Origin of the sequence: Streptomyces sp. NBC_00377, from assembly GCF_036075115.1 — a bacterium.
Lineage (GTDB): Bacteria > Actinomycetota > Actinomycetes > Streptomycetales > Streptomycetaceae > Streptomyces.
The window spans coordinates 4,538,576-4,551,920 of the sequence record NZ_CP107958.1; the positions used below are offsets into that span (position 1 = coordinate 4,538,576).

Here is a 13,345-nt window from a genome sequence, read left to right on the forward strand (position 1 = left end):
GGCCCTCCGCCGCGCCCCCGTACCGCCCTCCGCAACACACCTAGAAGGAAAGCCAGATGAGTCTCCAGCCGGGTGACGCCCTTACTTCACACAATTTCGGTCTCCAGATCGACGGCGTGATGGTCGAGTACCTCGCCGAGGTCAGCGGCCTCAGCCTCGAACAGGACGTCATCGAGTACCAGCAGGTCTCCGCGCAGGGCAAGCCCGTCACCAAGAAGCTGCCCGGCGTGAAGAAGGCCGGTACCTGCACGGTCGTCCGCGGTATGACCCAGTCCGCGGCGTTCAACCAGTGGATCACCGAGTCGATCAACGGCGTGATGGGCACCGCCCGCAAGAACGCCACGATCATGGTGATGGACTACCAGAACAACCCGGTCAAGCGGTACAACATGCGCAACGCCTGGTGCAGCAAGATCGACACCAGTTCGGTGAAGGCCGGCGAGGCCTCCGCGCTGACCGAGACCGTGACCATCACGTTCGAAGAACTGGTCATCGAGTAATGCGGCGCACGGCTGTCCGGGCGGCGGCGGGCGGGGAGCCGCAGGAGGCGCTCCCGGCCGCCGCCGTGCCCGAATCCGCGTCGGGGACCGGACCCGCCTCCGGGTCCGCCTCCACGTTCGCCGCGCCGGGTGCGGCTGCCGCCCCGGCTCCGGCGCCGTACCGGCTCCAGACGGAGTTCCCCTTCGAGCTGCCGCGCGGTTACGTCGACGACGCGGGCACGGTCCACCGCGACGGCGTGATGCGGCTGGCCACGGCACGGGACGAGCTGGTCCCCCTCCGGGACATCCGCGTCCAGGAGAACCCGGCGTATCTGTCGGTGGTGCTGCTGGGCCGGGTCATCACCAGGCTCGGCAGCCTCCCGCTGGTCCACGACGGCGTCGTGGAGAACATGTTCGCCTCCGACCTGGCGTTCCTCCAGGACTTCTACCGCCAGGTCAACGCCGAGGGGCACACCCGCGCCTCGGTGCAGTGCCCGCACTGCTCGGAGCCCTTCGAGGTGGAACTCGGCGGGAGCCGCCTGGGGGAATCGTGACGTACGCGACCGACCGGCTGCACGAGGAGATCGCGTACGTCGCCTACCACTTCCACTGGGGCCAGGACGAGATCCTCGACCTGGAACACCACGACCGGCGCCGTTACGCCGACCAGATCGCTTCCCTGGTGACCCGGGGCGGGGCGGAGGGCTGAGGCATGGGGTTCCTGGAACGGCTGCGGGGCCGGCGCGGGGACGAAGGCGGGCGCGGAAGCGGCCCGGATGCGTCGCCGCCCGGGTCGCCGTCGGCGGCGGGTCCGGCTTCGGCATCTGCCACTGGTCCGGCTTCGGCACCGGCTGCTGGTCCGGCTTCGACTGCGCCTTCGGCCGCAGCTCCGGCCGCACCTTCCGCTTCGGCTCCGGTGAGTGGCTCCGGTTCCGTGCCGCGTGTCGTCGCGGCCGCCTGGCCGACGCTTCCGCCCATCCAGCGGGCGGCGGCCGGGGGGACCTCGGGCGTCGCCGACGCCGGGTTCGGGGGGCGGCTGGCCACCTGGCAGAACCCCTCCTTCACCGGCACCGGTTTCCACGCGGTGCTGGACGCGGCGCCGGGCGGCGCGATGAGCAGCCTGCGGGCGGCTCCGCCGGCCGCGGAACCCGAGCGGGTGTCCGCGCCGCCCCGGCCGACACCCCTCCAGCGTGCGGTGCCCGCGTCACCCATGACGTCGCCGGTGTCCGGGCCCCGCCCGGCCGCCCCGACCGCGCCGGGTCCGGTCGCTGCGGGTGCGGTGCCGCAGTCGGCCGGGCCCGCCGCTCCCGCCCACTCGACGGCGTCCGCGCCACCGGCGTCCTCGTTCGTCCCGTCGGCTCCGGCCACTCCGGCCGTGCCTGTGACGGCCACCCGACCGACGGCTCCGTCCGCTCCCGCCGCCTTCCCCGCACGGGGCATCCGGGTGTCCCCGGCGAGCCCGCCCACCGGGTCGGGTCCGGCCCCGCTGACAAGGTCCATGTCGGCGCCGGTACAGCGCCGCAGCCTGCCTGCCCGGCCGCCGTCCCCGGCCGGCACTCCGGCTCCGGTCGCGCCGGCGTCACCGGGGACCGGCTCCGCCCGGGCGTCCGGACGGGGTACCGAGACCGACGGCGCAGGCGCGGCGGCCGGCAAGGAACCCGCTCCCGGCCCGCGACCGGCTCCGGGCGGCACCTCCGCTACGGGAGAACCACGCACGCCGTCTCCCGCCCCCGTCGCACTCCAGCGAGCGGCCTCCCCTCACCATGGCTCCCCGACCGGCGGCGAGCCGGTTCGAGCGCGGCGGGCGATACCGGGCGCGGGTGACGCCGGTACGGCTCCCGGTCCTCCGGCGGCGGACGGAGCCACGCCCGCCGTGCAGGCAGGCGCAGCCGTCCCCTCGCCCGCGAACTCGCCCACGGTGTCCGACGGTTCGGCGTTCCGAGCCGTGCCGCGGGCGGCGAAGGGTGCGTCGGCCCACTCCGCCGGTCCCGACGTACGGGACGCCGGGCGGAGCGTGCAGCGTGCCGTGTCGGCGCGCACGGCGCCGTCCTCCTCCCCCGGTGAGACGCCCGGGGGCACCGGCACACGCTCCCCGGGCAGCGGCCCCGCCGCACCCCGGTCGGACGCGGGGCAAGGACGGACCGGCGCAGCGGAACGCACCCCGGCGCCAGCGCCAGCACCAGCACCAGCACCAGCAGCGAACCAGGGTCGGCGCGCCGTGAGCGCCCAGCGTCCCGGCGCGGTGGCGCCGGTTCAGGTGAGCAGACGCCTGGCCCCCGACACGACCTCCGCTCCTGCCGCCGGCACCCTCAACGGGCCGTCGGCCAGTCGCGGTTCGGGCTCCGATTCCGGTCGGGTCCCTGGCGCCCCCTCCGGTTCCCGTCCCGGCTCCGCACCGGGTACCGGTATCGGGTCGGGCGCGGGCCTCGGTCCCGCCGTCGGGTCCGGCCCTGCCCCCGTGCCCGCCGACGGCCCCGCGCGGGGCGCCGCCCCGAGCACCGGATCCGGTGCGCCCGTTCGTCCCCGCCCGGCCACCGTCGACGGCGGTACGTCGTCCCCCAGCGTGCAACGGGCGGCGAGGACACCGGAATCGGCACCGGGTACCACGCCGGGATCCACTCCGGGTTCGCCCTCGGGTTCGACTGCGCGCCCCGGCTCCCGCCCGGTTCCGGCCTCGCACCCCGGTCCCGGACCCGTATCAGGCGCCGCCTCCGCCGCGGGTGCCGCCCCGGTGCCCGGCTCCGCCTCGGGCCCCGGCGACGGCGGCCGCGCGTCGGCCCGGCCCGTACACCGCACGGCGACGGCCTCGGCATCCGGCCCCACCTCGTCCCCGGGCGACGGTGCCCCTGTCCCGGCCCTCCCCGTGCAGCGCGCGGCGACGGCCCCCGCATCGGCCACTTCCCCCGGCTCCACCCCCGGCTCCACCCCGGGATCGACACCGGCGTCGGCACAGACTTCGGCACAGACTTCGGCGCCGGCCCCGCGCGCGGTCCCGGCCACCGGCGCTCATACGCCCTCCACGGACGTGCGGCGCACGGCAGCCGCCCCTGTCCCGGTGATCCCGCCCACGCACCCCGGCCCGAGCGGCCCCGTCCGGCCGGTGGGCGGCGCGAGGGGGCCGGGGTCGATACCCGCCGGCCCGGCGCGGCCTTCGCGCGCTGCGGCCGACTCACCGCCGCCCGCCCGGGGGGCCGCGTCCACCCCCGCACCCGCGCCCCCGTTCACGTCTTCGACCTCGACCTCGACCTCGACCTCGACGAGCGTCCAGCGGGTCGCCTCCGGGACGACCGCTCCCCCGCGTCGCGTGGGTCTCGGTGCCCCCACCAGCCTGCCCGCGGGCCGACCGAATCCGGCGACACCGCCGAACGCGCCCTCGGCGCACGGGCCTTCCGCCCCTTTGGCGTCTCCGACGGTTCCCGCACCGGCTACGCCCCCGGCGCTTCCGGGGGCCTCGATCCCGGCCGGTACGCTCCCGGTCGCCGCGCCCGTCTCCGGCACCCCGGGTCCGGGGACCGGACCGCTGCCCGCGCCTCAGCGCTCCACGCCCCTCGGCGCTCCCGTCCAGCGGGCCGCCCTGCCGGTCGCCGCCACCGCGCGGCCCTCGCGCCCCGCGGCCGGGCGTCCCGCGCTGGGCGCCCCGCTGTCCGCCCGCCCCGCCGACGCCGCCCCGCTCGATGCGCCGAGCGGCATTCCCCTCGCGCCGCACCGCCACGCACCGCGTCCGCCGTCCGGACCGGGAGCGACCGCCCCGGCGCGGCCGCCGCTCCCGTCTCCCGTCGTGCAGCGCAGCACCGGGACCTCCGGATCCTCGGAACTCCCCTTGTCCGCAACGGCGTCCGGCCCCGGCACGCCCGCGCACCGGCCGGGGCCGTCGCCGCAGAGCTTCACCCCCGCCACCACCGCCACCGCCACCGCCACCACAGGCACGCTCCCGAGCGCGGTCCGTCCCACGGCGACGGACGGGCAGGGGCGTGTTCCGCACCCCGTCTCCTTCTCCGGCAGGCCCCCGGTGTCCCCCTCATCACCCGCGTCACCGTCATCGCTCCCGTCACCGTCACCGTCATCGCTCCCGTCACCGTCCTCCCGGAGCATGCCGTCGGCCGTGCAGCGCAGTGCGGTCAAAGCCCCCGTGGCGTTGCGCCGCACCGCGCCCGGAGCGGCTGCGGGCCAACCCGTGGCCCGGCCGTACCCGACACCCGCCTTCGCCTCCGGCCTGTCGCACGAGCCCGCGGCCCCGTCGGCCCCGGGCGGGTCCGGCGTCCCGCACCAGCCGGCCCAGTTCTCGCCCCTCGCCGTCCAGCGCCGGCCGTCGGGCGCCCCGATGGCACCGGCGACCGGCCCCGTGCGTCCCGTCGCACCGGCCCAGGGGTCGCCCGCGCCGATGCCGGTCCAAACGGCGGCCGCGCCGCCGCCCGCACCGCCTGTGCCCCGCACCCCCGTCGTCCAGCGCGTCGCCGGCCCGCCCCCCGCGCCGCCGCAGGCACCCCGCTCGGCCGCCGGTACGCCGTCCGGGCCCCCGCCCGACGTGGACCGGGGCGCGGCGGGCGCGGGTCGCGAACAGCCGCATCCCGGCTTCGACCCCCGTGCGCTCACCGACTTCCAGCTCGACGAGCTGACGCACCGTCTGACCGGCCGCATCACCCGGCTCCTGCGCACCGAACTCCGGCTCGACCGTGAACGGGTGGGACGACTCCGCGACCCCCGCCACTGACCCGGCCACCGGCCCGGACCCCCGGACCCCGACGCCCGCCCGACACACCCCGCCCCGCGCCCCCGCCGCCCCTCCCAGAAAGGCCAGGCTCCCGATGCCGTCCGATCTCGACCCGGGCTCCACCATCTTCTTCACCCTGACCATCGACGGAGAGAGCCTCGGCTACTTCAACGGGTGCGAGGGGCTCTCGTCCCAGGTGGAGATCGAGCACCGCCAGGAGGGCGGCAACAACGGCTTCGTCTGGCAGTTGCCCTCCCGGGTCACGTTCTCCACGATCCGGCTGACCCGCCCCCTCACCCCGGACACCACCAAGGTCGCCAAGTGGATCTCCTCGGTCACCACCGGGGTGACCCGGCCGACCGCGCAGATCGCGGCGCTGCGCGCGGACGGTTCGGAGGTCGCCCGCTGGGGCCTCATCGACGTGCTGCCGGTCAGTTGGCAGGGGCCGTCTCTCAGCCCGGACAGCCCGGGTGTGGCCACGGAGGTCCTGGAGATCACCCACCACGGCTTCACGGACTGAGCGAACCGCATCCCGTCAGCGGGACCGGAGCAGCGGGACCCGAGCAGCAGGACCAGGACCAGGACGAGCCAGGACTAGGCAGGGAGTCATAAGCCATGGCCAAGGGAAGCAAAGGCGGCGCCGGCAAGAGCCTGGTCCGTGCCACCCTCGCGATCCACGAACCGCCGGTGGGCACGAGCACGACCCCCGGCGGGCTGATCAAATCCTTCGGGTTCGACTTCAACCCGTCGCAGCTCCAGCTCGGCCGCCGGGCCCAGTGGAAGGTCACCCCCACGGCGGCCGTCCGGGACGGCTCCGTACCGGAGTTCATGGGCCCGGAGCCCCGCGAGATGACCGTGGAGATCTTCCTCGACACCTCGGACCAGCCCGGCAGCAACACCGTGCTGAAGAAGGTGGAGTCACTGCTGGAGTGCTGCGAGGTCACCACCAAGAGCATCGCCGCCAAGCAGCCCTCGCCGCCGTGGGTGGTGTTCCAGTGGGGCTCGTTCTCCACCGCCCGCTTCACCGCCTACGTCAGCAGCATCGACGTCACGTACTCCCTCTTCGGCACCACCGGCGTCCCGATCCGTGCCACCTGCCAGGTGCGCCTGCACGAGATCCCCAGCAAGACCAAGGGCCAGAACCCGACCTCCGGCGCCCTCACCGCGCAGCGCGTGCACCGGGTCGTCGCCGGCGACTCCCTCCAGTCGCTGGCGTGGCGGGAGTACGGGGACGCCTCCGCCTGGCGGTCCATCGCCGAGATGAACGGCATCGACGACCCCTCCCGCCTGCCGACCGGCATCGAGCTCGTCCTGCCGGCCGCCGAGGAGGTGCGCCACTAGTGGTCCAGTCCGCGTTCTCCAGCGTCATCCAGGTCACCCTCGGTGGCGGCCCCCTCCCCGTCGACATCGCGCCCCTCCTCGTCGACGGCTGGGTCGACCAGGGGCTCGGAGTGCCGGCCGCGTTCCGGCTCACCTTCCGCGATCCCGGCCGGCTGGTCCTGGGCAAGCTGGGCGTCAAGTTCGGCACCCCCGTGGTCCTCGCCCCGATCGCCGACGGCAAGGGCGCCTCCGACCCGCTCCTCACCGGTGAGGTCTGCGGCCTGGAGGCCGACTACGACGGCACCGGCAGCTTCACCGTCATCCGCGGCTACGACTTCGGCCACCGTCTGATGCGCCAGCGCCGCGTCGCCGCCTACCGCAACCAGAGCGCCTCGGACATCGCCCGCAAACTGGCCGCGCAGGACGGCGTCCCGGTCGGCAGGATCGAGTCCACCAAGACCGTCTACGAGTTCATCAGCCAGGCCAACGTCACCGACTGGGACTTCCTCGCCCGGCTGGCCGACGAGAACGAGATGGTCATGTCGGTGGACGCCAAGGGCAAGTTCCAGTTCGTCAGACCCGACCCGGCGTCCGGCGCGCCGGCCACCTCGACGCCCGGCGACAAGAGTCCCTTCGTCCTCGAGGCCGGCACCGACATCCTGCGGCTGCGCGCCGCCGTCACCGCCGCCGAGCAGGTCGCGACCGTCGAGGCGCGCGGCTGGGACGTGACGACCAAGAAGAAGCTCACCGCGACGGCGCCCGCGAAGACCAACCCGGGCATCAGCATCGGCACGACCCCCGGTGAGGCCGCCGCCAAGTTCAAGCCCGCCAAGCTGGTCGACGCGCAGACTCCGTACGACCGGCAGTCCGAGGTGAAGTTCGCCGCCGAGGCCCTCGCCGACGACGTCACCGGCTCCTTCGCCGAGCTGGAGGTCATCGCGCGCGGCACCCCGAAGCTGCGCCCCGGCCTGCCCGTCACCCTCGCCGACGTCGGCGCCCCCTTCGAGGGCAAGTACACCGCGACCTCCGTACGGCACGTCTTCGGCGACGGCAAGCACTACGAGGCATGGGTCACGGTGAGCGGGCGACAGTGGCGGTCCCTGTACGGGCTGGCCTCCGGCGGCGGCGGCGCCACCAACGGCCTCAACCTGCCCGGCACCGCGAACGCCCTGGTCACCGACGTGCAGGACCCTCTCAAGCAGGGCCGGGTGAAGCTCCAGTTCCCCTGGCTCGACGACGCCTACATCAGTGACTGGACGCGGGTCGTGCAGTGGGGCGGCAAGGCGGGCGGGTCCATGTTCCCGCTGGACGTCGGCGACGAGGTGCTGGTCGCCTTCGACCGGGGCGCCCTCGACCACCCGTACGTCATCGGCGGCCTCTACAACGGCAGGGACAAGCCGACCCCGGTCAAGGACGTGCCCCTGCACGACGGGGCGCGCCGCCGTGCCGTCCGCCACACCCTGTCCGACCGGGACGGCAACCGTGTCGACCTGCTCAGCCAGACGACCGGGGGGCGTAAGCAGGGGGTTCGGGTGACGTCCGGTGACGACAGGCTCGTCATCAACCTGGACCGGACGAAGACCGAGATCACCATCGACAGCAAGGGCACGGTCAGCATCAAGGGCAGCAGGGCGGTGTCGGTCGAGGCCGGCACCGACCTCACGCTCAGCGCACGCCGCAACCTCACCATCAAGAGCGGAGCCCTTCTCTCCATCCGGGGCAGCTCGGTCAACGTCAAGTCGCTGACGGGGGTGCTGTCGGTGGACTCGGCCGGTCTGCTCAGTCTCAAGTCGCTCGGCGCCGCGATCGTCACCTCGGGCGCCACCGTCCAGGTCAACGCCACCGCCAACGTGGGCATCAGGGCCGCAACCCTCATGCTCCAGGGCGTGGTGATGGTCAACAGCAAGCCGTACCCGCTGCCGTGACAGCCCGGCAGTCTTTCCAGAGCTTCAGGAATAGGCAGGTGGCCCACTGATGGCCGAGCAATTCGTCGGATCGGGCTGGGCGTTCCCGCTCCGCATCGGCCCCACCGGGGGTATCGCCCTGGTCAGCGGGGAGCGCGAGGTCGAGGAGGCCATCCGGCTGATCCTCGCCACCGCGCCGGGCGAACGCCCCATGCGCCCGGAGTACGGCTGCGCCATCCACGACCTGGTCTTCGCGCCGGTCAACGAGGCGACGGCCGGCCGTATCCAGCACGAGGTGTACACCAGCCTGGACCGCTGGGAGCCGCGCATCGAGGTCACCGACGTCGAGGTCACCGCCGGCGCCGAACAGGGCGTGCTCTTCATCGACGTCCGCTACGCGATCCGCGGCACCAACAATCCGCGCAGTCTCGTCTTCCCCTTCTACGTCATTCCGTCCCACGACGAGCCGGATCTTCCCGGCCCGTCCGGTACGGCCTCCGAAAGCGACCGCTGATGGCCCTGCCCTCCCCCAACCTGGACGACCGCCGCTTCCAGCAGTTCGTCGACGACGCCAAGCGCTACATCCAGCAGCGCGCACCGGAGTGGACGGACCACAACGTCTCCGACCCGGGCGTGACGCTCGTCGAGACGGTCGCCCACATGGCCGACCAGATCGTCTACCGCCTCAACCGCGTCCCCGACAAGAACCACCTCGCCTTCCTGGACCTGGTCGGCATCCGCCTGTTCCCGCCGTCCGCGGCCCGCACGGAGGTCACCTTCTGGCTGTCCGCGCCGCAGGACGAAGCGGTCCTCCTGCCGGTGGGCACCGAGGTGGCGACGGTCCGCACGGAGAGCGAGGAAGCGGTCGTCTTCGCGACGGAACGCGAACTCAACGTCGTACCGAGCCGGTTGAGCCACCTCGTCGTGCAGCACCGGGGCGAGCCGGTCTCCGACCGGACCAGCGACCTCACCGAGGGCAAGGACGTGCTGTGCTTCGCCGAGGCGCCGCAGCCCGGCGACTGCATGCTGTTCGGCCTGAGCGCGGCCGTCCCCCACTGCGCGGTGGTCCTGGAACTGGACAGCCGCGTCGACGGAGTCGGCGTCGACCCGCGTCAGCCCCCGCTCGTGTGGGAGGCCTGGACCGAGGACGGCTGGCACGAGTGCGAGATCGACCGCGACGGCACCGGCGGACTCAACCGCCCCGGCGAGGTCGTCCTGCACATCACCGGCGCTCACGTCCTGTCCCGCTCCGGCGGCCAGGAGGCGGGCTGGCTGCGCTGCCGCGTCACGGAGCCCCTCCCCGGCCAGCCCTTCTACACCACCTCCCCGACCGTGCGCTCCGCCGAGGTCTTCACGGTCGGCGGCACGGCCCCCGCAGTGCACGCCGAGACCGTGTACGACGAGGCCCTCGGCGAGTCCACGGGCCTGCCCGGCCAGCATGTCGCCCTCGCGCACGCGCCCGTGGTCGGCGACGACCCGCCACTGCTGCTCCAGACCGCCGAGCACGAGGGCTGGACCGACTGGCAGGTGGTCCCGCACTTCGCCGCCTCCGGCCCCGACGACCGCCATGTCACCCTCGACGCGGCCACCGGCGAGATCGCCTTCGGCCCGTCCGTCCGTGAGCCCGACGGCAGGCTCCGCCAGTACGGGGCCGTCGCCGCCAAGGGGTCGGTCATCCGCGCCCGCCGCTACCGCACGGGCGGCGGCCGGGCCGGCAACGTGGCCCGGGGCGCGGTCCAGGTGCTGCGCACCTCCGTCCCGTACGTCTCGGAGGTCGTCAACCGGGAGGCGGCGCGCGGCGGGGTCGACGGCGAGACGGTGCAGGAGGCGAAACTCCGCGCGCCGATCACCCTGCGCGCCCAGGAGCGGGCTGTGACCCTGCGCGACTACGAGGAGCTGGCCCGCCGCGCGGCCCCCGAGACCGCCCGGATCACCTGCCTGGAGGGCGAGCCGGACGAGCACGGTTCCTACGCCGTACGGGTGCTGGTGGTCCCGCAGGCCGTGCCGGACCCCGGCGGACGGCTCCGCTTCGAGCAACTGGTGCCCGGTGACTCCCTGCTGGACCGCATCACCCGCCACCTCGACGAACGCCGCCTGATCGGCACCAGGCTGGCCGTCGGCCCGCCGTACTACCAGGGCGTGACGGTGGTGGCGACGGTGCACGCCTTCCGGGGCGTCGACACGGACCGGGTCCGCCGCCAGGCCCACGACGCCCTCTACCGCCACCTCGACCCGCTGATCGGCGGCGCGGACGGCAAGGGGTGGCCGTTCGGCCGTCCGGTGCAGTCGGGCGAGGTCTTCGCCGTCCTCCAGCGGGTCCCGGGGGTGGAGCTGGTCGACCAGGTCACGCTGCACCCGGCCGACCCCCTGACGGGCAAGCGGGGCGAGGCGACCGACCGCATCGACCTGGCCGCCCCGGCCCTGGTGTTCTCCTACGACCACCGGGTGCGAGTGATCGGGGACGGTTCATGAGCCGTCCGGACGCACGGAAGGGGACGGGGCGTTGAGGGGCTCGGTGGACGGACTCGGCTCCTCCGTCCCGATCGGTTCGATGCTGCCGGCCGTCTTCGCCGACGACGACCTGGCACAGCGTTTCGTCGCGGGTCTGGACGAGGTGATGGCCCCCGTCCTCAACGTCCTCGACTGTCTGCCCGCCTACTTCGACCCGGCGCTCGCCCCGGTCGACTTCACCCGCTGGCTGGCGACCTGGGTCGGCGCGGAGACCGACGGCACCGAACCCGAGCCGAGGCTGCGGGCCGCGGTCGCGGCGGCCGCGTACCTGCACCGCGTGCGCGGCACCCGGCGCGGTCTGTCGGAGACGGTCCGGCTGGCCTTCGGCGTGGAGCCGGACATCTCCGAGAGCGGCGGAGCCGCCTGGAGTGCCCGCCCGCTGGGCCCGGTCCCCGGCGAACCCCGGCCGCACCTGCACGTCACCGTCCGCCTGCCCGACCCCGGCCCGGCGGACGAACACCGCCTGGACACCCTCGTGGCCGCCGCCCGCCCCGCCCACATGCCGTACTCGGTCAAGGTGACCGCCGCCGAAAGGACCCCGGAGAGATGACCACCCAGAACTGCGCGGAGTGCGGCACGCGGGCCGAGCCCGGCCAGTCGTTCTGCGACGCCTGCGGCGCCGTACTGAGCTGGACGGACCGCCCCGCGGCCCGCACGGGCGGCGCGGGCACCGGGCCGGCCGCCGGCTCGGCAGGCGAGCCGGTCACCGGGTCGGGCACGGGGCCGGCCGCCGGGTCGGGCTCGGGGCCGGGTACCGGGTCCGGGTCGGATTCCCGTCCCGGAACGGGCTTCGGCGCCGCGGCAGATGCCGGGTCGGGTTCCGGTGCGGCATCCGCGACGGGTGTCGGGTCCGGGCCGGGCTCGGCCCACGGGTCCGCGTCGACGGCCGCACACGGGTCCGGCTCCGCTCACGCGTCCGGATCGGGGTCGGGCTCCGGTGCCACGTACGGGTCCGCGCCCGGACCCGGCTCGGTCGCCGCACCCGGCCCGGGCCCGGCGCACGGGTCCGTGGCAGCGGCTGGTGCCGGTTCCGGGGTCGTCGGTGGCGGCTCCGGGCCCGGCCACCGCTCCGCGGAGGGCGCGCAGGTGCCGTCGGGCGCCCCGGGCCCGGAGGCCGGTGTGGTTTCCGGTACGGCCTCCGTCACCGCCGCCCCCGCCGCCGTCTCCGGTACGGCGGTGGCGGACACCTCGGCTCCCGGCTCGCCCCGTGCCACCCCCCACTCCGCTCCCCAGGCCGCCGCCCCGGCCGCCGACGACGACTACGACCCGGACGACGAGGACACCACGGAAACTCCCCTGCCGGTCATCCCGCCGGAGGACGGCGCAGCCGCTCCCTCGGGCACCGCACCGGCCCCCGCGCACACTCCCGCCCCCGACGCGACCGCCCCCACCACCCCCGTACCGGCGGCAGCCGCCCCCGCGCCCGCCCTCGGCGACACGATGGCCGCGCGGGCCCGTTCCCTCCTGGTCCCCGTCACCGACGCGGAACCCCGCCCCGCCGCGCCCCCGTCCGTCGCCCCGGTCCTGCCGGGCAGGCCGGTCGCGGACCGGCCGCAGGTGCGCGCGCCGGGCCCCGTCCAGGGCGAGCCGTACGGCGTCGCGTGCCCCTGGTGCGCCACCCCCAACAATCCCGACCGGCACTTCTGCGTCCGCTGTGCGATGCCCATGACCCTGGAGGATCGTTCCTCGGTCCGCCTTCCCTGGTGGCGTCGCCTGTTCCACCGCAACGGCGAGTCCCACTGGGCGGGCGACCGCCCGCGCCTGCGCCGTACGTTCGACCGCATCCTCAGCTGGGTGGTCGCGGCGATCGTCCTCACCCTCCTGATCATCGCGGGGGTGAACACACCGGCCGCCGTCCAGGCCACCCGTGACCACTTCGCCAAGCGGGCTCCGGTCACCCCGGACTCGTTCGCGGCCTCGCGTTCCTACCCGGGCCACAAGCCGGAACTGGCCTTCGACAAGATCAACAACTCCTGGTGGGGCCCCGGCGTCTCACAGGCGGGTGAGGGCGAGTGGATCGAGGCCCGTTTCGACGAGCCGACCCGTCTGCTGGACCTGCTCATCACCTCGGGCACGTCGGTCCGCCCCGACCAGCTCACGCAGTCGGCGCTCCCGCACCGCATCAAGGCGACGATCACCTTGAAGGACGGCACGACGACGACCCGGCAGATCGTCCTCGACCAGAGCGCGGGGGCCCAGTCGCGCTCCTTCCGGGTGGGCGAGGTGACCAAGGTCCGCTTCACCATCGAGTCCTCGTACATGGCATCCGGGAGCAAGCAGGTGTCGATAGCCGAGATCGAGTTCTTCGGCCCGTCCAGCGCGAACAGGACCTGACGGACCCGACCGTCTGACGGTCAGACCGACCGGCCGTCAGACCGACCGGCCGGCTGACCGGCCTACTGACTGACAGGGCCATGTGG

At 74.5% G+C, this 13,345-nt stretch carries 13 protein-coding genes; 11 read left to right on the plus strand and 2 right to left on the minus strand.

The window, feature by feature from the left end; all coding sequences use genetic code 11:
- The first annotated feature begins 56 nt into the window (after positions 1 to 56).
- Genes OHS71_RS20370 through OHS71_RS20380 form a run of 3 tightly spaced genes read left to right on the plus strand, consistent with a single transcriptional unit; the run spans position 57 to position 1,188 of the window.
- Positions 57 to 500, plus strand: a complete 444-nt coding sequence (locus OHS71_RS20370; RefSeq protein ID WP_020132887.1) for a phage tail protein — start codon at positions 57 to 59, stop codon at positions 498 to 500.
- Positions 500 to 1,033, plus strand: a complete 534-nt coding sequence (locus OHS71_RS20375; RefSeq protein ID WP_328480807.1) for a hypothetical protein — start codon at positions 500 to 502, stop codon at positions 1,031 to 1,033. Before OHS71_RS20370 ends, OHS71_RS20375 begins: the two co-directional genes overlap by 1 nt.
- Positions 1,030 to 1,188, plus strand: coding sequence for a DUF6760 family protein (locus tag OHS71_RS20380; protein ID WP_020132885.1), 159 nt, complete (start codon positions 1,030 to 1,032; stop codon positions 1,186 to 1,188). The genes OHS71_RS20375 and OHS71_RS20380 overlap by 4 nt, the downstream gene beginning before the upstream one ends.
- A gap of 2,297 nt (positions 1,189 to 3,485) precedes the next feature.
- On the opposite strand, the gene OHS71_RS20385 is transcribed toward OHS71_RS20380, so the two are convergent.
- Together OHS71_RS20385 and OHS71_RS20390 are read right to left on the minus strand one after the other, a co-directional pair.
- Positions 3,486 to 3,803 carry a hypothetical protein gene (locus OHS71_RS20385; RefSeq protein ID WP_328480808.1) on the minus strand — a complete coding sequence of 106 codons (318 nt, stop codon included), beginning with the start codon at positions 3,801 to 3,803 and terminating at the stop codon, positions 3,486 to 3,488.
- A gap of 207 nt (positions 3,804 to 4,010) precedes the next feature.
- Entirely contained in the window at positions 4,011 to 4,913 is a 903-nt protein-coding gene (locus OHS71_RS20390) for a hypothetical protein (protein WP_328480809.1), read from the minus strand.
- Between OHS71_RS20390 and OHS71_RS20395 the strand changes: the two genes are divergently transcribed.
- The 8 genes from OHS71_RS20395 (at position 4,903) to OHS71_RS20430 (ending at position 13,259) form a co-directional block, all read left to right on the plus strand.
- On the plus strand, positions 4,903 to 5,190 hold the full coding sequence (locus OHS71_RS20395) for a hypothetical protein (RefSeq protein ID WP_328480810.1): 288 nt from the start codon (positions 4,903 to 4,905) through the stop codon (positions 5,188 to 5,190). The two genes, OHS71_RS20390 and OHS71_RS20395, sit on opposite strands and share 11 nt — an antisense overlap.
- Before the next feature lie 94 nt (positions 5,191 to 5,284).
- Complete coding sequence (locus tag OHS71_RS20400) at positions 5,285 to 5,710, plus strand: phage tail protein (protein ID WP_093780725.1); 426 nt, start codon at positions 5,285 to 5,287, stop codon at positions 5,708 to 5,710.
- 95 nt (positions 5,711 to 5,805) lie between these two features.
- The gene (locus tag OHS71_RS20405) at positions 5,806 to 6,531 is read left to right on the plus strand and encodes a CIS tube protein (protein WP_328480811.1); all 726 of its coding nucleotides are present in this window, start codon (positions 5,806 to 5,808) and stop codon (positions 6,529 to 6,531) included.
- On the plus strand, positions 6,531 to 8,435 hold the full coding sequence (locus OHS71_RS20410; RefSeq protein WP_328480812.1) for a VgrG-related protein: 1,905 nt from the start codon (positions 6,531 to 6,533) through the stop codon (positions 8,433 to 8,435). Before OHS71_RS20405 ends, OHS71_RS20410 begins: the two co-directional genes overlap by 1 nt.
- Positions 8,436 to 8,484: 49 nt before the next feature.
- Entirely contained in the window at positions 8,485 to 8,928 is a 444-nt protein-coding gene (locus OHS71_RS20415; protein ID WP_328480813.1) for a GPW/gp25 family protein, read from the plus strand.
- Positions 8,928 to 10,886 (plus strand): putative baseplate assembly protein, encoded by a 1,959-nt coding sequence (locus OHS71_RS20420; protein WP_328480814.1) that lies wholly within the window; start codon positions 8,928 to 8,930, stop codon positions 10,884 to 10,886. Before OHS71_RS20415 ends, OHS71_RS20420 begins: the two co-directional genes overlap by 1 nt.
- A gap of 31 nt (positions 10,887 to 10,917) precedes the next feature.
- On the plus strand, positions 10,918 to 11,475 hold the full coding sequence (locus OHS71_RS20425) for a phage tail protein (RefSeq protein WP_328480815.1): 558 nt from the start codon (positions 10,918 to 10,920) through the stop codon (positions 11,473 to 11,475).
- A gap of 569 nt (positions 11,476 to 12,044) precedes the next feature.
- Positions 12,045 to 13,259, plus strand: a complete 1,215-nt coding sequence (locus OHS71_RS20430; RefSeq protein WP_328480816.1) for an NADase-type glycan-binding domain-containing protein — start codon at positions 12,045 to 12,047, stop codon at positions 13,257 to 13,259.
- The last annotated feature ends 86 nt before the right edge of the window (positions 13,260 to 13,345 follow it).